We start from the raw sequence: 25,163 nt of genomic DNA, 5'->3' as shown, positions 1-25,163 counted from the left end.
CCGCGCGATCGCGGTGGCGCCTCAGTCCGCCTTTCCCGCCACCTTCAACGCGAAGGCGTAGATGTAGGCGACCTCTTCGAGCTTCGAGAAGCGTCCCGAGGCCCCGCCATGGCCGGAATCGAGGTTCGTGCGCAGGATCACGGGATTGTCGTCGGTCTTTCGCGCCCGCAGGCGCGCCACCCATTTGGCCGGCTCCCAATAGGTCACGCGCGGATCGGTGAGGCCGGCGAGCGCCAGGATCGGCGGATAGTCCTGGCTCTTCACGTTGTCGTAGGGGCTGTAGGAGGCGATCACCTGATAATCCTCGCCCGACAGGATCGGATTGCCCCATTCGGGCCATTCGGGCGGGGTGAGCGGCAGCGTGTCGTCGAGCATGGTGTTGAGGACGTCGACAAAGGGCACCACGGCGATGATCGCGCCGAAGGTTGCGGGCGCCATGTTGGCGACGGCCCCCATCAGCATGCCGCCGGCCGAGCCGCCATGGGCGATGATCCGCCCCTTGCTCGTGAAGTTCGCGGCGCACAGATAGTCGGCCGAGGCGATGAAGTCCGTGAAGGTGTTCGCCTTGTTGCGCCGACGGCCGGCCTCGTACCAGGCAAAGCCCTTGTCCTTGCCGCCGCGGATGTGGGCGATGGCGTAGACGAAGCCGCGATCGACGAGCGACAGGCAGTTGGTGTTGAACGAAGCCGGGATCGACATGCCGTAGGAGCCGTAGCCGTAGAGCAGGCAAGGCGCGGTTCCGTCGATCGGCGTCGTCCTGTGGTGAAACAGCGAGATGGGAACGAGTTCGCCGTCCTTCGCGGGCGCGAAGACGCGGCGCGACACATAGTCGTCCGGATCGTGGCCGGAGGGAACTTCCTGGGTCTTCAGGAGCGTGCGCTCGCGGGTGTCCACATCGTAGTCGAAGGTCTGGCCCGGCGTCGTCATCGAGGAATAGGAGAACCGGATGACGGTCGTGTCGTACTCGTAGGTTCCGACGAGTCCCAGGGAGTAGGCTTCTTCCGTGAAGGCGATCGAATGCTCTTCGCCGTCGCCGACGATGCCGTTGCCGTTCAGGTGCTTGACGACGATGCGCGGCAGGCCGTCGCGCCGCTCCAGCCAGACGAGATGGTGCTTGAGCGCGATGTGGCTGAGGATCAGCCGGCCTTCCTCGTGCGGAACGACGTCCTTCCAGGCCGAACGCTCCGGCGTCGCCATCGGCGTCGTGACGATCTTGAAGTCGCGCGCGCCGTCCGCATTGGTGCGGATGTAGAGGCAGTCCTCGCCCTCGTCGACATCGTACTCGACGCCGGTTTCGCGCTCGGCGATGAGGCGTGGCTCGGCCGCAGGGTTCGACGCGGGGATCATCCAGCATTCGGACGTCTCGTGATCGTGGATGTCGATCAGCACCAGCCGCCCGGACTGGCTTGTGCCGACCCCCATGAAGAAGCCGGTGTCGGTCTCCTCGTAGATCAGCTGGTCGTTCTCGGCCGCCTCGCCGAGCGAATGGTAGAACACCTTGCTCGGCCGATGGTTGGAATCGAGGCGCGTATAGAAGAAGCCGCGCGAATGCGCCGCCCAGGTCGCCGAGCCGCTCGTGTCCTCGATCACGGTGTCGTCGTCGTCCTGGCTGCCCGCGTCCCGCACGGCGAGACGATAATATTCGGAACCCTTGTCGTCGAAGGACCAGGCGATCTTCTCGTGGTCCGGCGAGTGGCTGATGCCGCCGAGCGAGAAATAGGAGCGGTCCGCCGCTTCCTTCGGACCGTCGAGCAGGACGAGCGGCGCGTGGCCGGACGGATCGCGGGGGTAGCGCACGAATTTCGGATATTCGGCACCGGTCTCGTAGGCCACGCCGTAGGAATAGTCGCCGTCGGGCGAAGGCACCGACGAATCGTCCTCCCTGATTCGCGCCCGCATCTCGGCGATCAAGGTCTCGCGAAGCGCCTTCGTGTCGCCCATCACCGTTTCGGCATAGGCGTTTTCGGCTTCCAGATGGGCGCGGATCTCGGGATCGAGGACGCTCGTATCCTTGAAGACATCCTGCCAGTTGGAAGCCCGCAACCAGGCATATTCGTCAGACCGTTCAATACCATGGCGGGTGTCGCTGGTGGGTCTGTGTTCGGGCGAGGGGGGACGGGGACGATCGACGGACATCAGACGCACTCACACTGATCAGAGTTCTGCAACCCGGCACGGCCATGCGCCGCCGGTCTTTTCGGTCGGCAAGATAGCGTCATCGGCCCCGCCGCGCAAAATCGGCGAGAATTTCCCGTTTCGCGAACCGATGGCCGAAATCCGCGCCTCGGGCCGGGCGCGAGGGGAGTTTTTGCGCTGCAATGCCTTGCCGGGGGCGGATACGGTTTCTATGAAGAACCCTATGAGGCGTTTGGATCACACCCGGCGCCATGGCCAATTCGGGGAGACGAGGCGCTGATGGACGAATTGACCGGTTTCGTTACCGAGTTCGGCTATGTGGCCCTGATCCTGCCGTTTCTGGCTGCCGCGATCGCGCCTCTCCTGACCTCCGTCCTCAAATCCCATTCGACCTGGCTCCTGGCGCTGGCGCCGCTGGGTGCGTTCCTGATCTTCTTCGCCGGCGTCGGCGAGGTCGCGGAGGGCACGGTCCATCGGTTCGGCTTCGAATGGATACCCTCGTTCGACGTCGCGTTCTCGTTCCGGCTCGACGGGCTGTCGCTGGTCTTCGCCCTTCTCGTGACCGGCATCGGCACGCTGATCATCCTTTATGCCGGCGGCTACATGAAGGGCCACAAGGACCAGGGCCGGTTCTACGCGTTCATGCTGATGTTCATGGGCTCGATGCTCGGTCTCGTCGTCGCCGACGATCTCGTCACCCTGTTCGTCTACTGGGAGCTGACCTCGATCACCTCGTTCCTTTTGATCGGCTTCGACCATACGCGCGAGCGGGCGCGGCGCGGCGCGGTGCAGGCGCTGGTCATCACCGGCGGCGGCGGTCTTGCGCTGCTCGCAGGCTTCCTCGCCATTCGCGAGCTGACCGGCCTGACCTCGCTGAGCGAGATCCTCGCGGCCGGCGACACCCTGCGCGACAGCCCCTATTATCTGCCGATCCTGCTTCTCGTTCTGGCCGGCGCCTTCACGAAATCGGCGCAGATGCCGTTCCATGTCTGGCTGCCCAACGCGATGGAGGCGCCGACCCCGGTGTCGGCCTACCTGCACTCGGCCACGATGGTGAAGGCCGGCGTGTATCTGCTTCTGCGCATGCACCCCGCGCTCGGCGACACCACCGCCTGGATGACCATTCTGCCGGCCTTCGGCGCCGTCACCCTCGTCGTCGGGGCCTTGCTCGCGGTGCGTGCGAGCGACATCAAGATCACGCTCGCCTATACGACGGTCGCCTCGCTCGGCCTCCTCGTCATGCTGATCGGCGTGTCCTCGAAGACCGCGATCATCGGCGCGGTGCTCTATCTCATCGCGCATTCCTTCTTCAAGGGCGGGCTCTTCATGGTCGCCGGCTCGGTCGACCACAGCGCCCACACCCGCGAGATCCACCGGCTCGGCGGTCTTGCCCGGCACATGCCGCTGACCTTCGTCGCGGCGATGCTGTGCGCGCTCTCCATGGGCGGCGTCACCCCGTTCATCGGCTTCCTCGCGAAGGAAGAGATCTATCACGCGCTCGAATATGCCGACGCCTACCATCTCGCCATCCTCGCCGCGGCCATCGTCGGCAACGCGCTGATGTTCGCCGCCGCCTTCATCGTGGCACTGCAGCCGTTCGTCGGAACCAAGCCCGCCCATATCGACCATCCGCACGAGAGCGGGTTCCGGGTCTGGTTCGGGCCGCTGGTCCTCGGCGTCATGTCGCTCGTCGGCGCGCTCTATTACGGCGTCTATCACGCGCTCTTCTCGTCCCCGATGGCATCGGCGGCCTATGGCGAGGCGGTGGAGATCGACATAGGCTGGATCCCGCATCTCAACCTCGCCTTCGCCCTGTCCTGTGCGACGCTGGTGCTCGGCGTGATCATCTATCTCGCCTCGACGCGGCTGCGCCAGGGCCTCGCCTCGCTCCTGGCCGCGATCGGCTGGGGTCCGGATGTCGGCTTCGATCAGGCGATGCGCGGGCTCATCAAGCTGGCCTCCGGCGTTACCCGGATCATCCAGAACGGCCGTCTCGACTATTACATGACCACGGTCATGATCGTCATGGTCGTCGCGCTCTGGGGTTCCATGTGGTGGTCGGGCGGTTTTCCGCAGGTGCCGACAATCCCGGCGCTCGAGGTCTATGAGTGGATCATCCTCGGCCTCATCGTCTTCGGTATCGCCGCCGTCGTGCTCGCCAAGAACCGGCTCCAGGCGATCGTCGCGCTGGGCGTCCAGGGCTATGCCGTCGCCTTCATCTTCATGCTGCAGGGCGCGCCCGATCTCGCCTTCACGCAGTTCATGGTGGAGACGCTCTCGGTCGTCATTCTCGCCCTCGTCATGACCCGGCTGAAGCTGCAGCCCTCCGATCACCGGCCGCTCGCCCAGAAGCTGCCCGATGCGACGATCGCCGTCCTTGCCGGTATCGGGTTCGGCCTGTTCCTCCTCGCCGTCGTCCAGGCGCCGTTCGACCGCACCTTGTCGGACTTCTTCGAACGCTACAGCTATGCGATCGCCCACGGCCGGAACATCGTGAACGTCATCCTCGTCGACTTCCGCGGCATCGACACGATGGGCGAGATCGGCGTCGTGATGACGACGGGCCTCGCGGTCCTCGCGCTCATCCGCATCCGTGTCGGGCGGCACGGAAGACAATCGGTCGATCCGCTGGAGAGGGCACCATGAGAACGATCATCTTCCGCTTCACGGCGCCCTATCTGACGAGCCTGATGGTGCTGTTCTCGATCTTCGTTCTCCTGCGCGGCCATAACGAGCCGGGCGGCGGGTTCATCGGCGGCCTCATCGCCGCCTCCGCCTTCGCGATCTACGGCATTGCCTGCGGCGTCGCGCCGGTGCGTCGGGCGATGCATTTCCACCCGTTGGCGATCGCGGCGGCGGGCCTGATGCTGGCCGTTCTCTCCGGCCTCGCCTCGATCTTCGTGGGCGCCGAATTCCTCACCGGTCTCTGGGCGTTCCCCACCTTCATGGGCACGGAAGTCGCCCTGTCGTCGCCGCTGTTCTTCGATATCGGGGTCTATCTCGTCGTCGTCGGCGCCATCTCGACGATCGCCCTTGCCCTCGAAGAAAGGGAGAGCGACTGATGGTCATCGCGCTCAGCTTCGTGGTCGCCGCACTGTTCGCGGTGACCATCTACCTCATCTTGTCGAAGCACATCATCCGCATGCTCCTGGGCGTCGTGCTTCTGGGCAATTCGGTCAATCTCCTGATCTTCACCAACGGACGGATCGGGTCGATCGTGCCGCCGGTCATCCCGGAGGGGCAATCGGTGCCGCTCGAGCAATTGTCCAACCCGCTGCCGCAGGCCCTGATCCTCACCGCGATCGTGATCTCCTTCTCGTTCTTCGCCTTCCTTCTGGTCCTGTCCTACCGGGCGTTCCAGGATCTCAACACGGATGACACCGACGAAATGCGCGTTGCCGAACCCGAGGACGAGGGGCTGCCGCCCCTCGGATACTGACCGACATGGCGGCCGATACCTCCCTCGAAGCTCTCAAAGAGCAGGCCATGACCCAGGTGCCGATCACGGCGCTCGACTATTCCGTCGTGCTGCCGGTCGTCATCTGCTTCGTCTTCGGCGCGGGCCTTTTGATGATCCGCAAAAGCGTCGCCTGGCATCCGCTCGTCGCGCTGTCCGGCCTGGCGCTTCTCTTCCTCGCCGATCTCGCCGTGCTCTACCGGGTCGCGACGGGCGGCACCGTCACGATGATGATGGGCGGCTGGATTCCGCCCTTCGGCATCGCCTTCACCGCCGACCTGATGGGCGCCCTGTTCCTCGTCGCATCCGGCTTCGTCGCCTTGTGCTGCGGCATCTATTCGGTGGCGAGCGTTTCCAGGGTGGAGCGCCGGTACGGCTTCTTCCCGCTTCTCTTCATCATGATGGCGGGCGTCTCCGGCGCATTCGTCACGGGCGACGTCTTCAATCTCTACGTGTGGTTCGAGGTGTTCCTGATCGCCTCGTTCGGCCTCCTGATCCTCGGCTCCGAACGCGAGCAGCTCGACGGCGCGACGAAGTACTGCTTCCTCAATCTCGTCGGCACCACCTTCTTCCTCATCGGAACAGGCTATCTCTACGGCATCTTCGGCACGCTCAACATGGCCGACATCGCCCGCAAGGCGGCGGCGATGGAGGACACGGCCGCCCTGTTCACGCTGGCCTCGATCTATCTGGTGTCCTTCGCCATGAAGGCGGCGGCCTTCCCGTTGAACGCCTGGCTGCCCGCCTCCTACCATACGCCGCGTTTCGTGGTGTCCGCGCTGTTCGCCGGTCTTCTCACCAAGGTCGGTGTCTACGCCGCCATCCGCATCAATCTCATGATCTTCCCGCCCGAGCGCGCGGATCTCAGCCTCGTCTTCGCCTGGATCGCGGGGCTGACCATGCTCGTCGGCGGCCTCGGGGCGCTCGCCCAGACGGATTTGCGCCGTCTTCTCAACTATGTCGTCATCGCCGGCATCGGCACCATCTTCGTCGCCCTCGCCATGCCGGTGCCGCTCCCCGGCGGAGAGATCGCGGGCAGCGCCCTGTCGGTCGGCCTGTCGGGCGCCATCTTCTACGCGCTCCATTCGATCATCGTGATGACGGGCCTTTATCTGGCTGCCGGCGTCGCGGCCCATCTGGCCGGCACCTCCTCGCTGCACGAGATGGGCGGGTTGTGGCGCAACCATCCGCTGTTTGCCGCGATGATGCTGATTCTTCTCTTCGCCGTGTCCGGCCTGCCGCCCTTTTCGGGGTTCTGGCCGAAGGTCGCCCTGGTGCGGGCCTCGATCGCCGCCGACATGCCATGGCTTGCCGCGACGGTTCTGTTCTCGGGCTTCCTCCTGACGATCGCGAGCGCACGGGTCTTCGCACTCGGCTTCTGGCGCTCGCTTCCGGCGGCGAGCGCCCCCGCTTTCGGCCGCACGGACCGCCAGGAGATCATCTACGAGCGCTTCACGGCGGCCGGGCCCGACAAGGCCTGGTCTGCGGTGCCGCTCCTGGCATTGATCCTCGTCGTCATCGCCGCCGGCGTCTGGCCCCAGTGGCTTCTCGATCTGACCGATCTCGCCGCACAGGGCGTGATCGATCCGGGCAGCTACATCTCTTCCGTCTTCGGAGGCCTGGAATGACGCTTTACCTCATCAATCTGGTCCTGGCGCTCGTCTGGGTCGTCGTCAGCGGCAGCTTCACGCTTCTCAATCTCGTGTTCGGCTTCGTGCTCGGCGCATGCGCGCTCTACCTGATCCGCGAGCAGGTCGGCGGTGCGGGCTACATGCAGCGCGGCTGGTCAATCACCAAGCTGGTGCTCTTCTTCCTGAAGGAGCTGCTTCTGTCGGCATGGCGGGTCGCGATCCTCGTCCTCAAGCCGAACATGAACATCAAGCCCGGCATCTTCGCCTATCATCTGAGGGCCGACCGCGATTTCGAGATCGCGCTCCTCGCCAACATGATTACCCTGACGCCGGGCACGCTGTCGGTCGACGTCTCGGAGGATCGATCGACCCTTTACGTCCACGCGCTCGACTGCTCAGACCCGGAGGCCAACCGCCGGGACATCGCCACAGGGTTCGAACGTATGATCCTGGAGGCCTTCCGATGACGATCGAGGACTATGCCAAGCTCTTCTTCGACTATGCGATCAATTTCGGCCTCATCCTGCTCGGGATCGCGTTCTTCCTGACGACCGTGCGCATCATCCTGGGGCCGACCCTGCCGGACCGGGTGCTGGCGCTCGACATGCTGACCAGCGTATCGATCGGCTTTATCGCGCTCATCGGCATCGACACCGGCTTCACGCTCTACGTGGACATCGCGATCGCGCTCGGTCTCGTCGGGTTCCTGGCAACCGTGGCGTTTTCGCGCTTCATCCTGGCACGCGGACAGAGCGGTGATACGGATCAGGTCCAGGACCTGCCGTTCCGCGACCCCCATGCCCGGTCCGACAGGAGGAAAGGGGCATGACCGCGATCTTCTACATCATCGAGGGCGTCCTCATTCTCGGCGGATCGCTCTTCATCGCACTGGCCGCCGTCGGCATCATCCGCCTTCCGGACCTTTACACCCGCATGCACTCGGCCTCGAAGGCCGGTGCGGTGGGCAGCGGATTCCTGCTTTTGGCGCTTGCCTTCAACTCGTCCTCGACGCCGGAAACCCTGCGGGCGCTGGCCGCGATCGTCTTCTTCCTCCTGACCACGCCGATCGCGGCCCATCTTCTCGGCAAGGCATCCTACGCGGTCGGATACAAATTGTGGCCGGGTTCGGTCCTCGACGAAATGCCCGAGGTCGAGCCGTCGGCGGGCAAGGAGGTGGCTGCCGGGCGACCGCAGGAAGAGTTCTTCCGGGGCAAGGCCGACGAACCGGCCTGGCGCCGCGACAGGCGCGGGGCAAGGCAGCGCTGGAGCGATCTGGGGAAGAAGTGAGGCAAGGCGTGCGTTCATCGATCCAGTTCGCGGCGTCCGTCATCGGCGCGTCCGGTGTCGGATTTGCGGCTTACGCCTCCCACGGCACCGCCGATCAGGCGCTGGCGGCACCTGCCGCGGCCATTCTCCTGACCCACGGTCCGACGCTTCTCGCCCTTTCGATCATGGTGGAGCGCAGTCCGCGCATCCTCGCAATCACCGCACTCCTGATGATCGTGGGCGTCGTGCTCTTCGCCGGTGATCTGGCCGCCCGCATCGCCTGGGGCGAGCGGCTGTTCGAGGGCGCGGCGCCGGCGGGCGGCGGTCTGATCATCCTCTCCTGGCTCCTCCTTGCGATCGAGGCACCGTTCGCCGCCCTCAGGGACCGGCACGCGCGCAAGCTCTCGCAACGACCGATCCAGTCGCGACTGACCTGAAGGACCACGGCATGGCCAACCCGTTCAGCGAAACGCTCTTTGCGGGCGAAACCATCGTCGTCACCGGGGCGGGGCGCGGGATCGGCGCGGCGGTCACAGCCGCATATCTTGCCTGCGGCGCCCGCATCGTGGCCCATGCGGGGCGGGATCTCGCCCATGCCGAGACCGACCTTCTGACACGGCTTTCTGCGGACGAGCGAAGCCGCCTGTCGCTCTTCACCGCGGATCTGGCGAAGCCCGGCGCCGGCGAGGAACTCGCCGGGCGGATCGCTCGCGCGGCGGACGGCCCCGTCCATGGTCTCGTCAACAATGCCGGTACGATGGAAGGCCGGTTTCCGGCGCACAGCGTCACCCGCGCCGAGTTCGACCGGATCGTCGATCTCAACGTGCGTTCGGTGGTGGAACTGACGACGGCGCTCCTGCCGGCGCTGAAGGCGGCGCGGGGCGCATCGATCGTCAACACCTCCTCGATCTCCGCCACCGTCGGCGGCTCGCCGGGATCCTCGCTCTATTCGGCCTCCAAGGCGTTCATCTCCACCTGGACACGGGCGCTCGCCCGGGAACTCGCCCCCGATCTCATCCGCGTCAACGCCGTGTCGCCGGGAACGATCATGACGGATTTCCACCGTCGCTATTCCTCGCGGGAAAAGCTCGACAAGACCGCCGCATCCATTCCGTTGCAGCGCCTCGGGCAGGCCGAGGACTGCGCGCCGGCCTATCTGTTCCTCGGTACGCCGCGCCTGTCGGGCTATATCACCGGCCAGATCATCGAGGTGAACGGCGGCCAGTTCATGGGCTAACGCCCAAAGCGGGGGCCGACATCCGGTGTTTCGACACGCCAGACGCGCCTTGCGATCACAGTCTTGCGAAGGCCGTCTCGCACAAGCGCACCCAGTAGCTCGCCCCGAACGCGATCGCCTCGTCGGAAAAGTCATAGCGCGCATTGTGGAGCGAGGCGCTGTCGCCATTGCCGACGAAGACGTAGGCGCCGGGGACGTCCTCAAGCATATAGGCGAAATCCTCGCCCGCCATCAGCGGTTGGGCGGCCCGGTCGACCCTTTCCGCGCCCGAGACCTCGCTTGCCACATCCGCGCAGAACGCGGCTTCGGCCGCATCGTTCACGGTCGGCGGATAGCCCTTGTGCCAGGCGATCTCGACGCTCGCGCCGAACCCGGCCGCGATCGCGTCCGAAAGCGTCCGGATGCGGTCCTCGGCGAAGCCGCGCAAGGCCGGGCTCAGGCAGCGCACCGTGCCGGACAGGACCGCCTCGTCGGGAATGACGTTGTGGGCGTAGCCGGCATGGAACTCCGTTACCGAAACGACCATGCGCTGCAGCGGGTCGAGATTGCGCGAGACGATCGATTGAAGCCCTTGCACGATGGCGCTTCCCGCCACGATCGGGTCGGTCGTGGCATGCGGCAGCGCCGCGTGCCCGCCCTTGCCGCGCACGGTTATCCTGAAGAGATCGACGGCCGCCATGATCGGGCCGGGGCACATGGCGAAATGGCCGACCGGCAGGCCGGGGAGATTGTGCATGCCGTAGACGCGCGCGACCGGAAACCGGTCGAACAGGCCATCCTCGATCATCGCCTTGCCGCCGCCCCCGCCTTCTTCGGCGGGCTGGAAGATGAGTGCGACCGAGCCGTCGAAGGCTCGCGTCTCGCAGAGGCTGCGCGCGGCCGCCAGCAACATGGTCATGTGTCCGTCATGGCCGCAGGCATGCATCAGGCCGGGCCGGGTGGAGCGGTGCTCGGCCCCCGTCTCCTCGACGATCGGCAGCGCGTCCATGTCGGCGCGCAGTCCGATCATCGGCCCGCCTTCGCCGGCGCGTCCGTGGATCAGCGCGACGACCCCCGTGCGCCCGATGCCCGTCTCCACGAGGTCGCAGCCGAAGGCCCTCAGCTTGTCCGCAACGAACGCCGCCGTGTCGTGCACCTCGTAGAGAAGCTCGGGATGGCGGTGGAGGTGGCGGCGCCATCCGGAATGTTCCTCGGCGCTGTCTGCGATGCGATTGTTGACGGGCATGGGAACTCGAATGGTTTGGTGGACGAATTAAGGATGTGCGAACCCGAATAGGTGAACGATTTCGCAATGTCTTCCCATATGTGCCATTCTTGCGTCACAGGATTTAATTATTGCCTTCCGTTCTCGAGGACGCGCGCGGATAGCTGTGCCCATGGGTGCCCCCCATGGGGGCCCTTGCGGCGCCATGACGGAATGATCGACGACGGGGTTTCCAGGTGAACGACATGAAGCTGTTTGCGGAGTTGAAGCGTCACTGCGGATCGATCCTGTCCGCCCTCGTCGTCAGCCTGGCCTTGTCCATGCCGGCTCTCGCGCAGGCCGATTCCGAAGGGGAGGAGACGGGGGCCGAAGAATCCGCGTCCGACCCGCAGGACGTCTCCACGAAGACCCCCGACGGCAACAAGAACGCGCTCGCCTCCATCGTCGTCGATCTGGAAACCGGCAAGGTCCTGTCCCAGGCGAATGCGACCGAGCGCCGCTATCCGGCCTCGACCACCAAGCTGATGACCGCCTATCTGGCGATGAAGGCGGTCAAGGTCGGGTCGATGGGCTGGGACACGCCGGTCGTCATGACGCGGCAAGCCGCCGGCGAGGCGCCTTCCAAGCTCGGCATCCCGCCCGGGTCCATCATGCGACTGGATCACGCGGTCCGCGCGATTCTGGTGAAATCGGCCAACGACGTCGCCACCGCCATCGGCCAGACGCTGGGGAACGGGTCCAACGAAACCTTCGTCGCCATGATGAACCGCACGGCGGGCCTCATCGGCATGCGAGACACCCGGTTCATCAACGCCCATGGTCTTCCCGGTCCCGGCCAGCATTCCAGCGCCAAGGACCTGGCGATCCTCGGGACCACCATCCGCAAGGAATTTCCCGAATACAAGGACTGGTTCGGCACCGAGGCGATCGTCTTCAACGGCAGGCTCATGCAGAACGGCAACAAGCTGCTGGGCCGCTTCGAGGGCGCCGAGGGCATGAAGACCGGCTATATCTGCGCGGGCGGGTTCAATCTCGTTTCCGCAGCGACCCGCGGCGAGCGGACGCTCGTCGCCGTGGTCCTCGGCGCGAACGGCACGATCGAGCGCGAGACATTGACCGCCGAGCTTCTCGATGCCGGCTTCAAGGCCGATCCGAAGGCCGATCCGAAGGCCGATCCGAAGGCCGATTACGAGACCGTGCGTGATCTGGAGATCGTCGGTGACGAGGCGAAAACGCTCGACGTCAGCGGCTATATCTGCTCCGGGGAAGGGCGCACGGCGCGCGCCAACGACCGTGTAGAGGATCGCCGCGACAAGAGCGTCGTCTACGGCTCTTCGCTTCTGAAGGAGATGGGCCGCGCGCCCCGGAGCGTGAAGGTGACGCTCGGAGGCGCCGCCGCCGGCAAGAACTTCCCCGCCGATATCGCCCTGATCGAGAATTACGGTATCCCGCTGCCGAGCCCCCGTCCCGTCCAGCCGCAGGATGCCCAGAATCTTCTCGCGGCGGCCGTCTTGCGCGAGAGCGTCGACGAGCCGGGGAACGAAGTCGAGGCCGGCGACAGGGCCGAGCCGGGCGAGACGGGCGAAGCCGTCGAAACGGCGGTTGCGGCATCGCCTGCCCGCAGCGACGGCACGCCGGCACCGGACAAGCCGGTTCCGACCGCCGCTCCGCGCTGACGCCGAAAGCGGCGTCGACGGACCGAAGGTCTGAAACGACCCGCGTCGACGAGGCGCCGCATCATGGCAAGGACATGCTTGCTTGCCCACGCGCCCGCACGGCACCATTTCTTCGCCATGCAAGCACTCGACCCCATGCGCACCGCGCCGCCCCCGCCGATCCGCCTGACGCTCCTCACCGGATTTCTCGGCGCCGGCAAGACGACGATCCTCAATCGGCTCCTGTCCGAACGCACGGTGGTCGACACGGCCGTCGTCGTCAACGAGTTCGGCGAGGTCGGGATCGACCAGCTTCTCGTCGAAGCCGAGGTCAGCGACGGGCTGATCGAGCTTTCCGACGGGTGTCTCTGCTGCTCGGTGCGCGGCGAACTCGTGGAGACGCTGGAGCGTTTGATCGACCGCAGGTCCGGCGATGGCCGACCGCTCGCCCGCGTCATCGTCGAGACGACGGGGCTCGCCGATCCCACCCCGATCCTGGCCGCCATCATGACCCATCCGGTGTTGAGCCAGGCCTATGCGCTCGACGCGATCATCTGCGTGATCGACGCGTTGAACGGGGCGGCAAACCTCGAAAACCATGTCGAGGCGGTGCGGCAACTGGGTGTCGCCGACCGGATCGTTCTGACCAAGAGCGATCTGGCCCCGGCCGATTTCGATATGCTCCGCGATGCGGTTCGGGCGGTCAACGAGGGCGCGGCCCTGATCGATGCGAGCAAGGCCGCGCCGCTCGCGCCGCGCATTCTCGACTGCGGCCTGTCGAAGATCGACGGGACGCTGGGCGACCCGGCCGAATGGCTCGGCGAACGGCACGGGCGCGACCATGGGCGCCATGCCGGCCATTCCGGGCATGGTGACGCTCACTCTCACGCTCACGCTCACACTGACACTCACGCTCACGACCATGCGCCCCATCGTCATGGTGCGGTCCGCTCCATGGCCCTCGTTCACGAGCAGCCGATCGGCGAGCAAGCGATCTTCGCGTTCCTGGAAATGCTCGCTCGCTTCGAGGGTGGCAACGTTTTGCGCATGAAGGGCATCGTCCACACGGTCGAACAGGGCGAACGCCCGCTCGTGCTGCATGGCGTGCGCGGCTATCTGCACCCGCCGGCGCGCCTTCCGACCTGGCGCGCGGGTGCGAGCCGAAAGTCCCGCCTCGTCATCATCGGCGAGAATCTGAACGAGGCGCGCGTGCGCGACCTCTTCGCCGCCTTCACGGGAAAGCCCGGCGTGGACGCGCCCGACCGGACGGCGATCGAGGACAATCCGCTCGCCGTGCCGGGCATGCGCTTCAGCTAGACGGGCCGTCCCGGTCGATCCGATCCGACGGCGCCGCGCCGGCCTCGACCACGAACCAGAGCTCGGTCCCGTCCGCCTCCCGTCCGCTGTCGACGAGACGATGGGGCGAGCCGCCCAGAAAATGCGGAAGATCGATCGCGGCCATCGGGTCGTCGGCGACGACGCGGATGCGCGTGCCCGGCGCCGCCCCGTTCAAGGCCTTGCGGGCCTTCAGCGTCGGCAGCGGGCATTTCAGCCCCCTCAGATCGAGGTCACGCATCGCCCTGCTTTCCGTCCCATCGTCTTTTCCAGGTCCCGTACCCCATCTATATCAGGAGCGGCCGTCGCGCGAGACAAACAGAGAGAGCCTTTCCATGAGTGAGTATGCGGTTTTGCCGGAAACGATCGTCGAGTTCTGGTGGAGTGCGGGCCTGGAGAAATGGTTCGCCAAGGATGATGCGTTCGACGAGACCATCCGCACACGGTTCCTCGACCTTTACGAGCGGGCCGCGACCGGTGGTCTCGACGACTGGATGGACGAGCCGACGGGCGCGCTTGCTCTCGTCATCCTGCTCGATCAGTTTCCGCGCAACATGTTCCGCGGCACGCCGAAGGTCTATGCGACCGACGAGAAGGCCAAGGCGATCGCCGAGATGGCGCTCGAGCGCGGGGATCACGAAACCGTTTCCGAGGATATCAACCAGTTTCTGGCCGTCCCGCTGATGCATTCGGAAGATCTCGCCGACCAGGACGCCTGCATCGCCTGGATGGAGCGCATCGGCACCGAGGAGAACGTGAAGTTCGCACGGCATCACCGGGATATCATCGCAAGGTTCGGCCGTTTTCCCCACCGCAATGCGATCCTCGGTCGTGAGACCTCGCCGGAGGAACAGGCCTTTCTCGAGGAGGACGGGTTCACCGGCTGACGTGGCAGGGCTTACGCCAAGCGGTCCGGGCATGGGAAATCTTAAATTCTTCATGTCAGTTTCGATGCGATCGCGCGTCCGGCGCGCCGCCTCGCAACCATGATCGAAGGTCGTAAGCCCATGTCCGCCACTTTGGTCGCGATCGAAGACCACGCCGTCGAGCGTGTCACGGAACGCCCGACCAGGATGCGGCCGGTACCGCTCGTCGAGGTCGATGCGGGACCTGCCTATCCGGACCGTCTTCTCTCGATCTACGAGCCGCGGGATGCCTACGGCCTCATCGACGAGCTGATCCATCTCTCCGAGCGTTCGATCGAGCGCAACGTCTTCTACGACCCGCGATTTCTCGTGCCCGCCATGCCGCGCCTCGAGGACCGGCGCGTGCGCCTGCTGGTGATGCGCGACGAGCGCGAGGACCGCAGCCGGTTGCGGTTGCTGCTGCCCTATTCGCTCGAGAGGCTGGGCGGCCTTCGAAAGCGGTCGGTCATGCGTGTCTGGAGCCATCCTTTCGGCCCCCTCGGCTCGCTTCCGCTGGATGGCGACGATCCCGTCGGCACGCTGAAGAGCCTCGTGCACACCCTCGAAGCCAGGTCGCTCGATCTTCCCGAAACGCTTATCATTCCCCAGGTGCGGATCGATGGCGGCATGATCCAGGCCGTCGAACGATGCGCCCGGGAGCTCGGCCTGCCGATCCGGATCGTCAACCGCTATTCCCGCGCCGCCCTGCGCAAGGCCGGGCCCCCTTCGCTTTCCTTGTTCGACGGCCTGTCCGGCAAGCGACGGCGGGAACTTCGGCGCGGCCGGCGCTGGCTTGCGAGCTTCGGTGCGGTCAGCCTCGAGATCGCCCGCGAGCCGAACGCCTTTCGCCTGGCTCTGGAGGATTTCCTGATCCTCGAGGCATCCGGCTGGAAGGGCCATGCGCGCAGCGCGCTGACGAGCGACAGGTATCGCGCCGCCTTCGCGCGCGAGGCCCTGAACGCGCTGGCCGAGAAGGATCGGGCGCGGATCTTCACGCTTCGCCTCGACGGCGAGGCGATCGCCAGCATCGTCCTGCTCGTCGACGGTGGCGATGCCTATGCCTGGAAGACCGCCTATGAAGAGCGATACGCCAAGGCGGCTCCCGGCCAGCTGATCATGGCCGAGGCGACGCGCGCCCTTCTGGCCGATCCCACGATCCGCAGGGCCGATAGCTGCGCGGTGCCCGACCATTTCGTGATGAACCGTTTCTGGCGGGACCGGACGGAGATCGGCACCATCGTTCTCGGCCTGAAGCCGGGAATGGAGGACGCCGTCGCATCGGTCGCGCGATCGCTGACGAAATCCAACCGCACCGCGAACCGCATCCGGATCGTTCGCGAGGCGATCCTGTCGGTTTTCGGCCGCTGAGGGCGCGGATGCGGTGCTTTTCGGCACGGCGGATGGAGCGAAACCGCTTCCGTGCCGTTGATGACGATTGACAGATCGATCAACGGGACCCGCCATGAACCGCTTCGCCACCACCGCAGCCTTCGCATTCTTCGCAACGACCGCCCTGGCGCAGGATCCGGCGACACCACCACCACCGGCACCCCCCGCCGCGGACGCCGCGCCCGCAACGCCGCCGGAAACGCCCGAATCCCCGGCGGGACAGCCGCCGGCCGGGGCCAACGCGATGGTTCTCGTCCCCATCGATCGGGATGACGCGCCCGTGCCGCCGCTCAACCTGATGGTCGACCAGGTCGAGGAGCTGACGGTGATCGGTGCCGACGACGAGGTGATCGGCGAGGTCGACGACGTGCTCGGTGACCAGAACGGCCAGCCCCAGGCGATCGTGGTGGAGGCGGGCGGCTTCCTCGGGCTCGGGGAAAAGCGCATCATCCTGATGCTGAACCAGCTCTCGCTCGACATGGGGCGCCTGCGCACGGCCCTGACGAAGAACGAAATCAGCAGCCTTCCCGAATATCCGGGCTGATCGCGGGGCTGGATCCGGCGCCTGCCTCGCGTTCGGGCCCCTCCATACCCGATCCGCTCCATTCTCCCGATCGATCAGACGCGCCCGTACGGACCTTTCCTGGTTCGCGCGGGCGCGTTTTTCGTGCCGGCGACCGGTGACCGGCGACAGGCGGGCGTTGCATGGGAACCGATGGCGACAGGCGGGCCCGGCGCGGCGAAAGGCCCCCGGTTGCGTGCGGCGCCGAATTAACGCCGTTTCAAGGATCTGCTTGCAAGGTCGGGGCCGTGTTGCTTGATGGGGCGTGGATCAATCCGTGCTTGTGCTCTCTTTGCTCTTGTTCACGATTCAAGCGGGGGCCTGTCCCAATGTATTTCAGAATCTTCGATTGCTGGCGGCTGCTCGCAGCCCTGCTCGTGATGACCTATCATTTTCTCTACTGGGCACCGGGCGGCGCTGCCGCTGAAATCGCGATTCTCTACCGCCTGCAGCCGCTTCTCGACATGTTCTTCATGATTTCGGGGTTCTTCATCACCAGCCGTTATGCGAGCCGGCTGAACTCGCTGTCCGATTACGGATCGTTCCTGAGACGCCGCGTCGCGCGCCTTTATCCGCTTCATCTTCTGACGACCCTGTTCTTCCTCCTCGCCGCGCTCTACGCCTGGTCGCTCGGGGCTGAAAACTATCCCTATGCTGTCGATTTCGCGAACCTGCCCTACCATCTGCTCGGCATCCACGCACTCGGCATCACCGACGCGCTGGCGCTCAACTACGTGTCCTGGTCCGTCAGCGCCGAATTCTTCTCCTACGCCATGTTCCCGGTCATCATCGTCGCGCTCCGCATAAGGGGCATTGCCGGCCTTGCCGGTCTGATCGCCGCCTATCTGCTCGTGCTGGAGGTCGCCTCGCGCCAGGGTGTCTTCCCCAGCGGCCACTGGACCAGCGCCGATACGTTCGGGGCCTATCGCGCCTTCGCCGACTTCATGGTCGGCGGACTTCTGGCACGGGTCGTGGCGGCCGACCTTGTCGCGCTGAGATCGCCGCTTCCCGGCATCGTGCTGATGGCCGTCGCGGTCATCGGAATGCTGATGATGGTGCCGTGGTACGTATCCTTCGCCGTCCTGGTCCTGTCGCTCTATCTCAGCGCGGTCGCCGAGACCCGGAACCCGGATTCGACGAAGCGGCTGGCCTTCGCCATGCCCGTCACCGCCGCCGCGTTCGGCATCTATATCTGGCACCCGGTGTTCGAGTTCATCTTCCTGCGCGCCCTGTGGGACCGCTGGCTCGTCGATGCCGGCTGGATCAGCTTCTACGTCTTCATGCTGGTGCCGATGGCGATCTCGATCCTCGTGGCCGTCTTGTCGTTCCGTTATCTCGAGCCGCGCATGGCGCATTACATCATCGGGCCGCGACCTGCCGGTCATCCGAGGAGCGGCGCAGTCCCGACCGCCTGAGGCGCGGGGGCCGCGGGCTTTCCGCGCGCCGCGCCCGAGGCTCGCCCCGGACGACCGCTCGCGCTGCCGGGCGGCATTTGCCTGTGGGGACCTGCCTTAATGGAAAGGTTCCTTCTTGGTCATAGGAAATGTGCGTCTGCTGTGGTATCGGCGCGCGTCCATTCCTACATCGGGGGCCGCTACAGTCGGTTGGACCGGGACATCTGGTGTTGCGGCACTTGTTGTCCTCAACCGATCCGTTAAGGCGGACCCTTATCTCGAACGAAGCCGTCGACGTCGCCAGCGTCCGGCCGAAGACCTTTGAACGGTGGGCGATCGAGGCGAGGCGACACCCGACCATCGGTCGGGCACGGCGCCCCTGATCTGACCGCAAGAGCAGTTTGGAAGTGTGAATGAAGGCCGATTACTACGAGACGCTCGGAGTTTCTCGCGACACCGACGAAAAGGGGCTCAAGAGCGCATTTCGCAAGCTCGCCATGAAATATCATCCCGACAGGAATCCGGGTGATGCGGCGGCCGAAGCCCACTTCAAGGAGTTGGGCGAGGCCTACGAGGTCCTGAAGGACCCGCAGAAGCGCTCGGCCTACGATCGCTTCGGCCATGCCGCGTTCCAGAACGGCGGCGGCGGACAGGCCGGCGGATTCCGCGGCGATTTCTCGTCCTCGATGGCCGACATCTTCGACGATATCTTCGGCGAGATGATGGGGGGACGCGGACGCCCCCGCAGCCCGGGAGGGGGCTCGAGCCGCGAACGCGGGTCCGATCTGCGCTATAATATGGAAATCAGCCTCGCCGAGGCCTTCACCGGCAAGACGGCGGACATTTCCGTTCCCACCACCATCCAGTGCGATGCCTGCTCCGGCGCGGGCGCAAAGCCCGGTACGGCGCCTTCGGCCTGTCCAACCTGCGGCGGCGTCGGGCGCGTGCGCGCCGCTCAGGGCTTCTTCTCGATCGAGCGGACCTGCCCGACCTGCCAGGGCAAGGGCACGGTGATCACCGATCCTTGCACCAAATGCGGCGGCGACGGGCGCCTGCCCGAGGAGCGCACCCTCCAGGTCAACATTCCCGAGGGCATCGAGGACGGCACGCGCATTCGCCTTGCCGGCGAGGGCGAGGCCGGGTTGCGCGGCGGCCCGGCCGGCGATCTCTACATCTTCCTGTCGATCGCGCCGCACGAATTCTTCCAGCGCGAGGGCGCCGATCTCTACTGCACCGTGCCGGTCTCCATGACCAAGGCGGCGCTCGGCGGCTCGTTCGAGGTGCAGACCATCGACAATGGCACCGCCCGCGTGAAGCTTCCCGAAGGCACCCAGACCGGCAAGCAGTTCCGCCTGAAAGGCAAGGGCATGCCGGTGCTGCGCTCGCCGCAGGTGGGGGACCTGTTCATCCAGGTCGCCATCGAGACGCCGCAGAACCTGTCGAAGCGCCAGCGCGAGCTCCTGGAAGAGTTCGACGAGATCGGCAGCCACGAGAATTCGCCCCAGTCCAACGGTTTCTTCTCGCGGATGAAGGAGTTCTTCGAAAATCTCAGCGACTGATCGTGTCCCTGGTTGGGCCGTGATGGACGGGATGGAAGCCGGGAACACAGTTAGTTGTCCACATTCCTGCGACGCAATGTCTATATGAACGTCGACGAGTGCAGGGCGGATGTTCCTGTGGACCGCATCGGACAGGATATGTGCCCAATGTCGCTTCTGGAGCCGCTTTCACCCTCGGTCGCGCAGCTCGTGCCCAAGACGAAGACGCCCAGGCCACGGATGACGATCGGCGACGAGGCACGGTTCTTCTCCACATGGCTGCGCAGTCCGCTGACCATGGGCGCCGTCTCTCCATCGTCCCGCCTGCTCGGTCAGACGATGGCGGCCTACCTTCCGGACCCGGAGGAGTTCGACGATCGGTCGGTCGTTCTGGAGCTCGGACCCGGCACGGGCGTCGTGACGCAATGCCTGATCGAACGGGGGGTGCCCGAAAGCGCGCTCGTCCTCGTGGAGTTTTCCGAAGAGTTCTGCGGGCTGCTGCGGGCGCGGTTTCCGAACGCCACCATCGTGCAGGGTGATGCCTACGCGATCGCGGCCGATCTCGGCTCCATCCTCGGCCAGCGCCGCCTCGAAGCGGTGGTTTCGGGCCTGCCGCTTCTCACCAAGCCGGACGCGATGCGCGAGGAAGTCGTGCGGCATCCCTTGAGCGTGATGGAAGAGGGAGCGCCCTTCATCCAGTTCTCCTACTCCCTGAAGCTTCCGGTGAGGCCCGAGGCCATCGATGCGCAGGTCGAGACGAGCCCCTGGGTGAAGCGCAACCTGCCGCCGGCCCGCGTCATCGTCTATCGCGCCGGCTGACGGCGGGCCTTCGAACGGTCGGGCCGTCCGCCCTCCCTTGCCCTATGCTGCATCGCAGCTAAAACCTAGGGGGAGGACGAGCGCCCCCTCTTTCCCTGATGGACGCTCCCGCATTCTGGTAAGCCGACGAGGTCTTATGACGGACAATTCGAAAATCCTGGCGCGCGACGGGAGGAACGGGGACTTCGGACCGTTCTTCGCCAATTGGATACGCCACCCGATCGCGATGGGCGCGGTGGCGCCGTCGAGCCGGTCCTATTGCAGGACCATGGTCGAGAAATCCAGCGTCGCCATCGAAGGGCCGATCCTCGAACTCGGGCCCGGCCTTGGAGCCGTCACGCGCGCCCTCCTCGAAAAGGGGGTCGATCCGTCCCGCATCACCTCCATCGAATATAGCGAGAATTTCGCCGACGCGCTGAAGCAGCGCTTTCCGGAAATCAACGTCATTCAGGGCGATGGCTTCGATCTCGACAAGACGCTGGGCGAGCGCCGGAACGAGACGTTCGCCGCCATCCTGTTCGCCATTCCGATCGTCTCGCAGAAGGCGTCCTGGCGCCAGAACCTGTTCCGGGACTATTTCTCGCGCCTGAGATCGGGCGGCAACATCACCCAGCTCTCCTACATGTGGAAGCCGCCCGTGCCGGCGGTGCCGGGGGTCTTCTCGGTCTCCTCGAGCGATTTCATCTGGGACAATATTCCGCCGGCTCGGGTCTGGATCTACGAGCGCGATCTGGCATTTTCGGAGATCGACGCGTGAATCCCAAGATCGCCATCGTCGCGGGCTCGACGAGAACCGGTTCGGTGAACAAGAAGCTTGCCATGGAAGCGGCGCGCCGCCTCGGCAAGACCGACGTCCATCTGACGCTCATCGATCTCGTCGACTATCCCCTGCCATTGTACGACGGCGACGACGAGGTCGAGCGCGGCATCCCGGTCAACGCCATGAAACTGGCCGAACAGATCAACCGGCAGGACGGGCTTCTGATCGTATCGCCGGAATATAATTCCTCGGTGCCGCCGCTCCTGAAGAACGCCATCGACTGGGCAAGTCGCGTGCGCCGGCTCGGCGATCGTCCGGTCCAGCCGTTCAAGGGGCTTGTCGTGGGTCTGGCCTCGGTCTCGCCCGGTTCGGGCGGCGGCATGAAGGGTCTGGAGGCATGGCGCCCGGTGATGCGGTCCGTCGGTGCGGAGGTGATCACCTCCCAATGCGCCGTCCCCAATGCGGGCAAGGCGTTCGACGACGAGACGGGGCTTGCCGAAGACAGCGTCCGCATGCGCTTCGACGCGTTGCTGGAAAGCCTGATCGACGTGTCGCGCAGCCTGGCGCGCACGCTCGAACGGGACTGAGCTATCCGCTCGTTCCTAGAGGGAGCCGGCCGGCGAAATGGCTGGAGTCGCGCATGCGCAGGACCGGCTTGATGAGCACCGTCTCGTCGCTCGCCGGATTTCCCGAAAGCCGGTCGAGGAGGGCCCCGGCCGCGCGATGGCCGACTTCGGCCTGACCATTGGAAACCGTCGACAGGGACGGCGTGGCGATCTCCGCCTCCTCGATATCGTCGTAGCCGACGACGGCGACGTCGACGCCGGGCGTGAGGCCCGCGCGGGCCAGCCCGTACATGAATCCGAGCGCCACGAGGTCGGAAAAGCAGACGGCCGCCGTCGGGCGCCGTTCGAGCCTTGCGAAACCGAGCGCGGCCTGGAAGCCGGCGTCGCGGCTGCGCGGCCCTTCGATGCGCCATTCGGGCCGTGGCTCGATGCCCGCCTTCAGGAGGGCGGTCCGCCATCCGGCCTCGCGATCCTGGCCCGTCGAGGTCTGGGGCGTGCCCCCCACCATGGCGATCTCGCGATGGCCCTCGCCGATCAGGTGATCGACGGCAAGGGCCATGCCGAACGCGTCGTCGCCACGAAAGCCGCAAACACCGGCGCCCTCGATGGTGCGCGCGATGAGGACGGTCGGCAGGTCGTTGCCCTCGGCCAGCTTGATGTCGGCCGCAGGCGTGCCGACGGCCGGCGAGAGGATCAGCCCGTCCGCGCCCAGCTGAAGGAGCGTGTCGACGAAGGCGCGTTGCTTGGACAGGTCGTCATAATGGTTCGACAGGATGAAGGTCTGGCGTCGGCGGTCGAGTTCGTGCTCGACATATTTCAGAATCTCGCCGTAGAACGGGTTCATCACGTCGTGGACGCACACCCCGACGATGCCGGAGCGCGAGGTGCGCAGGGACGCGGCGCGACGATTGTAGATGTAGCCCAGATCCCGGGCGGTCTCCTTGATCCGGTTCCGCGTGACGTCGGCCACCAGCGGGCTGTCCCGCAATGCAAGCGACACGGTTGCCGTGGAGACGCCGAGTTCGTCGGCGATCGTCGATAGTTTGACCTTCTGCGCCACCGGCCCTCGTCACGCGTTCGTCACTTCGTCCGACGATCTATGGCAAAAGCCGGTGAAAAGCGCAAAGAAAAGCGCGCCCGGTGGCCGCGCGGCCGGCCGGTCAGGCCGTGTTTTCCTCGCCTTTCGTGGCGCCACCGAAATTGCCTTCGACTTTGCGTAGAAGTTTGACGAGCAATTTCTGCTCGTCCTTCGAAAGGCCGTCCTGGCCGATCTTGCGAATCTTCTTGCGCACGGCCTTCAGCTCCCTGGCGACCATCCGGCCCTCGACCGTCAGATAAGCGAGACTCTGGCGCGTATTGTCGGGGGATGCGCGCTTTTCGACGAAGCCCTGGGCGCCGAGCCGCGCGATCGTCTTGGTGACGGTGGGGGGGCGCACGCCGAGCTTGACCGCCAGATCCTTCAACGAAATGCCTTCCGACTCGCAGATCGCCGAAAGAACCGTGTCCTGTCCGGCATGGAGGCCGAGTGCGGCCAGTTCCCGTCCGCTTTCGACGCGCACGGCGCGCGATGTCAGGGTCAGTTGTCCGATCAGATCGCGCTTGTCACGTAGCATTCCATATTCCTCTCCTGTCCGCGACACCATGCGGGAGCCAAGGCCTCTTGTCCAAGGCGGCGCGCTCGTGTTCGGTGGGAATCCAACGAAAACGGATCCGTGATGCAGCGCTTTTTCGAGGACTGGACGACCGACGAGCTTCGGGCCGCGCGCGAACGACTCTGCCACATCGTTCCGATCCTGCCGCTGGCCGCCATCGAGAGCCACGGCCCGCATCTTCCGCTCGGCACCGACGCGATCCTCGCAAAGGCGATGGTCGATCTCGTCGCGTCGCGGGCCAATGCGGACTGGCCGGGCCTGTTCCTGCCCGTCCAGAGCTTCGGCGTCTCGAGCGAGCACACGCATTTCCCCGGCACGATCGACCTTGGCTGGCGGACGATGGGAGAGACGGTCCTCGCGATCGGCACAAGCCTCCGCAAGGCCGGCTTCACGAAGATCGCGCTGGTCAACGCCCATGGGGGCAATTCGCCGACGATGGCACAGGTATCGGTGGATCTGAGGGCCCGGCTCGGCCTTCTCGCCGCGACCTCCGCCTGGCTGCGGTTCGGCTATCCCGCCGGGCTCCTGCCTTCCGACGAGATCCTCGACGGCATTCATGGCGGCGCGGTGGAGACGAGCCTCATGCTGCATTTCAGGCCCGATCTCGTGCGCGGGGATAAGATCGCCGATTTTCCGTCCCGCCAGACGCGGATGCGCGGGGACAATCGCTACCTCACCGCCCATGGCCGTCACGGCTTCGGCTGGATGTCGGACGATCTCAACCCGTGCGGCGTCGTCGGCGACGCGAGGCTCGCCACCCGCGAGATCGGCGCGGCCATCGCCGCCCATCAGGCGGACGCGTTCATCGGCTTCATCCGGGACGTCGCGGCGTTCGATCTTCCCCCTTCGGATGCGTCCGCGCCATGAAGACGATCGTCGGAAAGCCTGCGATCGAGACCGCGCGCAGGCTCGTCGCCTCCGCGCTCGATCAGCCGAACATCTATCCGCAGATCCGATCCGACCTGATGGCGATCGCGAACCGCCTCGGCGGCGCCGGCGACCGGGTGGCGCTCAAGGACGAGCAAAGCGAGATCGTCGAGGCCTATATCGGGCTTGCCCGCAAGCGCCGCCGCCTGGGCCCCGCCGACGAGGCCGCGCTGGTCGAGCTTGCGCGGCATCTGGCCTGAGACCCTCAGCCCGCCTTGCGCGCGGCCTCGACATGGCTGCGCAGGACGGCGTTCATGCGGGTCTGGTAGCCGGGCCCGTCCTTCTTGAAGAAGGCGAGCACGTCCTCGTCCACCCGGATCGAGATCGGCGTCTTCGGCTCGGGATAGACGATTTCCGCATTCCGCCAGAAATCGGCCCCGAGGCTCGGACCGTCGGGGGCGTCGGGATTGTGGTGAAGTTCTCCACGCCGATCCATTTCGACGATTTCGTCAAGGGTGGCGCTTACGATACGCTCTTCGCTCATCGGAACCTGCTTTCCATGCTGTGATCAGACGCCTGCGGTCACCGCGAGGCGTCCATACGACGACGTAAAATTCGTTGTCGACGAACCCGATCGCGATGAACCTGTCCTCCCCATAATCCTCGCGGCGATCCGCGCTCTGGAGGACAGGGTTTTCGAAGATCCTGGCCGCGCGAACGATATCGACGTTTCGCTGCCTGCGAACCATCTCGCGTTTGGTTTCGTCCCATTCGAATTCCATCCGCGAAT

The 25,163-nt window shown here is 65.6% G+C and carries 28 protein-coding genes; 21 read left to right on the top strand and 7 right to left on the bottom strand.

Annotation, left to right across the window (positions count from 1 at the left end):
- Positions 1–21: 21 nt before the first annotated feature.
- On the bottom strand, positions 22–2,136 hold the full coding sequence (locus U0C82_RS04290) for a S9 family peptidase (protein ID WP_322185817.1): 2,115 nt from the start codon (positions 2,134–2,136) through the stop codon (positions 22–24).
- A gap of 279 nt (positions 2,137–2,415) precedes the next feature.
- Here U0C82_RS04290 and U0C82_RS04285 point away from each other — a divergent pair, with 279 nt between their 5' ends.
- Genes U0C82_RS04285 through U0C82_RS04245 form a run of 9 tightly spaced genes read left to right on the top strand, consistent with a single transcriptional unit; the run spans position 2,416 to position 9,727 of the window.
- Entirely contained in the window at positions 2,416–4,782 is a 2,367-nt protein-coding gene (locus U0C82_RS04285) for a putative monovalent cation/H+ antiporter subunit A (RefSeq protein ID WP_322185816.1), read from the top strand.
- Positions 4,779–5,198, top strand: a complete 420-nt coding sequence (locus U0C82_RS04280) for a Na+/H+ antiporter subunit B (RefSeq protein WP_322185815.1) — start codon at positions 4,779–4,781, stop codon at positions 5,196–5,198. Before U0C82_RS04285 ends, U0C82_RS04280 begins: the two co-directional genes overlap by 4 nt.
- Positions 5,198–5,575 (top strand): Na+/H+ antiporter subunit C, encoded by a 378-nt coding sequence (locus U0C82_RS04275; RefSeq protein ID WP_322185814.1) that lies wholly within the window; start codon positions 5,198–5,200, stop codon positions 5,573–5,575. The genes U0C82_RS04280 and U0C82_RS04275 overlap by 1 nt, the downstream gene beginning before the upstream one ends.
- 5 nt (positions 5,576–5,580) lie before the next feature.
- The gene (locus U0C82_RS04270) at positions 5,581–7,221 is read left to right on the top strand and encodes a Na+/H+ antiporter subunit D (protein WP_322185813.1); all 1,641 of its coding nucleotides are present in this window, start codon (positions 5,581–5,583) and stop codon (positions 7,219–7,221) included.
- A complete protein-coding gene (locus U0C82_RS04265; protein WP_322185812.1) occupies positions 7,218–7,691 on the top strand; it encodes a Na+/H+ antiporter subunit E in 474 nt (157 codons plus the stop codon). Before U0C82_RS04270 ends, U0C82_RS04265 begins: the two co-directional genes overlap by 4 nt.
- On the top strand, positions 7,688–8,053 hold the full coding sequence (locus U0C82_RS04260; RefSeq protein WP_322185811.1) for a cation:proton antiporter: 366 nt from the start codon (positions 7,688–7,690) through the stop codon (positions 8,051–8,053). Before U0C82_RS04265 ends, U0C82_RS04260 begins: the two co-directional genes overlap by 4 nt.
- A complete protein-coding gene (gene mnhG / locus U0C82_RS04255) occupies positions 8,050–8,511 on the top strand; it encodes a monovalent cation/H(+) antiporter subunit G (protein ID WP_322185810.1) in 462 nt (153 codons plus the stop codon). Before U0C82_RS04260 ends, mnhG begins: the two co-directional genes overlap by 4 nt.
- 8 nt (positions 8,512–8,519) lie before the next feature.
- Positions 8,520–8,927 (top strand): DUF423 domain-containing protein, encoded by a 408-nt coding sequence (locus U0C82_RS04250; protein WP_322185809.1) that lies wholly within the window; start codon positions 8,520–8,522, stop codon positions 8,925–8,927.
- 11 nt (positions 8,928–8,938) lie between these two features.
- On the top strand, positions 8,939–9,727 hold the full coding sequence (locus tag U0C82_RS04245; RefSeq protein WP_322185808.1) for an SDR family NAD(P)-dependent oxidoreductase: 789 nt from the start codon (positions 8,939–8,941) through the stop codon (positions 9,725–9,727).
- 55 nt (positions 9,728–9,782) lie between these two features.
- Here the strand turns inward: U0C82_RS04245 and U0C82_RS04240 are convergent, their stop codons facing one another.
- Entirely contained in the window at positions 9,783–10,952 is a 1,170-nt protein-coding gene (locus U0C82_RS04240) for a M20 aminoacylase family protein (RefSeq protein ID WP_322185807.1), read from the bottom strand.
- 224 nt (positions 10,953–11,176) lie between these two features.
- On the opposite strand from U0C82_RS04240, the gene U0C82_RS04235 reads away from it, so the two are divergent.
- A complete protein-coding gene (locus U0C82_RS04235) occupies positions 11,177–12,607 on the top strand; it encodes a D-alanyl-D-alanine carboxypeptidase family protein (RefSeq protein WP_322185806.1) in 1,431 nt (476 codons plus the stop codon).
- Positions 12,608–12,742: 135 nt separating this feature from the next.
- The gene (locus U0C82_RS04230) at positions 12,743–13,903 is read left to right on the top strand and encodes a CobW family GTP-binding protein (protein ID WP_416186620.1); all 1,161 of its coding nucleotides are present in this window, start codon (positions 12,743–12,745) and stop codon (positions 13,901–13,903) included.
- Here U0C82_RS04230 and U0C82_RS04225 read toward each other — a convergent pair.
- Complete coding sequence (locus tag U0C82_RS04225; RefSeq protein ID WP_322185804.1) at positions 13,896–14,162, bottom strand: sulfurtransferase TusA family protein; 267 nt, start codon at positions 14,160–14,162, stop codon at positions 13,896–13,898. The genes U0C82_RS04230 and U0C82_RS04225 overlap by 8 nt on opposite strands.
- Before the next feature lie 94 nt (positions 14,163–14,256).
- Here U0C82_RS04225 and U0C82_RS04220 point away from each other — a divergent pair, with 94 nt between their 5' ends.
- The 8 genes from U0C82_RS04220 to U0C82_RS04185 all read left to right on the top strand — a co-directional run bounded on the left by U0C82_RS04220 (position 14,257) and on the right by U0C82_RS04185 (position 21,875).
- On the top strand, positions 14,257–14,808 hold the full coding sequence (locus U0C82_RS04220) for a DUF924 family protein (RefSeq protein ID WP_322185803.1): 552 nt from the start codon (positions 14,257–14,259) through the stop codon (positions 14,806–14,808).
- 120 nt (positions 14,809–14,928) lie between these two features.
- Positions 14,929–16,194: a GNAT family N-acetyltransferase gene (locus U0C82_RS04215; protein ID WP_322185802.1), complete on the top strand. Its 1,266-nt coding sequence runs from the start codon at positions 14,929–14,931 to the stop codon at positions 16,192–16,194.
- Positions 16,195–16,288: 94 nt separating this feature from the next.
- Positions 16,289–16,759 (top strand): PRC-barrel domain-containing protein, encoded by a 471-nt coding sequence (locus tag U0C82_RS04210; RefSeq protein ID WP_322185801.1) that lies wholly within the window; start codon positions 16,289–16,291, stop codon positions 16,757–16,759.
- A 347-nt stretch (positions 16,760–17,106) separates the two neighbouring features.
- On the top strand, positions 17,107–18,192 hold the full coding sequence (locus U0C82_RS04205) for an acyltransferase family protein (RefSeq protein ID WP_322185800.1): 1,086 nt from the start codon (positions 17,107–17,109) through the stop codon (positions 18,190–18,192).
- Between the two features lie 392 nt (positions 18,193–18,584).
- Positions 18,585–19,730 carry a molecular chaperone DnaJ gene (dnaJ, locus tag U0C82_RS04200; RefSeq protein WP_322185799.1) on the top strand — a complete coding sequence of 382 codons (1,146 nt, stop codon included), beginning with the start codon at positions 18,585–18,587 and terminating at the stop codon, positions 19,728–19,730.
- Between the two features lie 147 nt (positions 19,731–19,877).
- Positions 19,878–20,528: a class I SAM-dependent methyltransferase gene (locus tag U0C82_RS04195; RefSeq protein ID WP_322185798.1), complete on the top strand. Its 651-nt coding sequence runs from the start codon at positions 19,878–19,880 to the stop codon at positions 20,526–20,528.
- Between the two features lie 136 nt (positions 20,529–20,664).
- The gene (locus tag U0C82_RS04190) at positions 20,665–21,285 is read left to right on the top strand and encodes a class I SAM-dependent methyltransferase (protein ID WP_322185797.1); all 621 of its coding nucleotides are present in this window, start codon (positions 20,665–20,667) and stop codon (positions 21,283–21,285) included.
- Positions 21,282–21,875, top strand: coding sequence for an NADPH-dependent FMN reductase (locus tag U0C82_RS04185; protein ID WP_322185796.1), 594 nt, complete (start codon positions 21,282–21,284; stop codon positions 21,873–21,875). Before U0C82_RS04190 ends, U0C82_RS04185 begins: the two co-directional genes overlap by 4 nt.
- Position 21,876: 1 nt before the next feature.
- Here the strand turns inward: U0C82_RS04185 and U0C82_RS04180 are convergent, their stop codons facing one another.
- The gene (locus U0C82_RS04180) at positions 21,877–22,914 is read right to left on the bottom strand and encodes a LacI family DNA-binding transcriptional regulator (RefSeq protein ID WP_322185795.1); all 1,038 of its coding nucleotides are present in this window, start codon (positions 22,912–22,914) and stop codon (positions 21,877–21,879) included.
- Positions 22,915–23,014: 100 nt separating this feature from the next.
- Entirely contained in the window at positions 23,015–23,467 is a 453-nt protein-coding gene (locus U0C82_RS04175) for a MarR family winged helix-turn-helix transcriptional regulator (protein WP_322185794.1), read from the bottom strand.
- A gap of 102 nt (positions 23,468–23,569) precedes the next feature.
- Between U0C82_RS04175 and U0C82_RS04170 the strand changes: the two genes are divergently transcribed.
- Together U0C82_RS04170 and U0C82_RS04165 are read left to right on the top strand one after the other, a co-directional pair.
- A complete protein-coding gene (locus tag U0C82_RS04170) occupies positions 23,570–24,373 on the top strand; it encodes a creatininase family protein (protein WP_322185793.1) in 804 nt (267 codons plus the stop codon).
- Positions 24,370–24,633 (top strand): hypothetical protein, encoded by a 264-nt coding sequence (locus U0C82_RS04165; protein ID WP_322185792.1) that lies wholly within the window; start codon positions 24,370–24,372, stop codon positions 24,631–24,633. The genes U0C82_RS04170 and U0C82_RS04165 overlap by 4 nt, the downstream gene beginning before the upstream one ends.
- Positions 24,634–24,638: 5 nt before the next feature.
- Here U0C82_RS04165 and U0C82_RS04160 read toward each other — a convergent pair whose 3' ends face one another.
- Together U0C82_RS04160 and U0C82_RS04155 are read right to left on the bottom strand one after the other, a co-directional pair.
- The gene (locus tag U0C82_RS04160; RefSeq protein WP_322185791.1) at positions 24,639–24,917 is read right to left on the bottom strand and encodes a BrnA antitoxin family protein; all 279 of its coding nucleotides are present in this window, start codon (positions 24,915–24,917) and stop codon (positions 24,639–24,641) included.
- Complete coding sequence (locus tag U0C82_RS04155; protein WP_322185975.1) at positions 24,883–25,122, bottom strand: BrnT family toxin; 240 nt, start codon at positions 25,120–25,122, stop codon at positions 24,883–24,885. The genes U0C82_RS04160 and U0C82_RS04155 overlap by 35 nt, the downstream gene beginning before the upstream one ends.
- Positions 25,123–25,163 lie beyond the last annotated feature (41 nt).

It is taken from the genome of Fulvimarina uroteuthidis, assembly GCF_034321785.1.
Lineage (GTDB): Bacteria > Pseudomonadota > Alphaproteobacteria > Rhizobiales > Rhizobiaceae > Fulvimarina > Fulvimarina uroteuthidis.
Note: the sequence above shows the minus strand (reverse complement) of the source record. Positions and strands in the feature narration are given on the sequence as shown.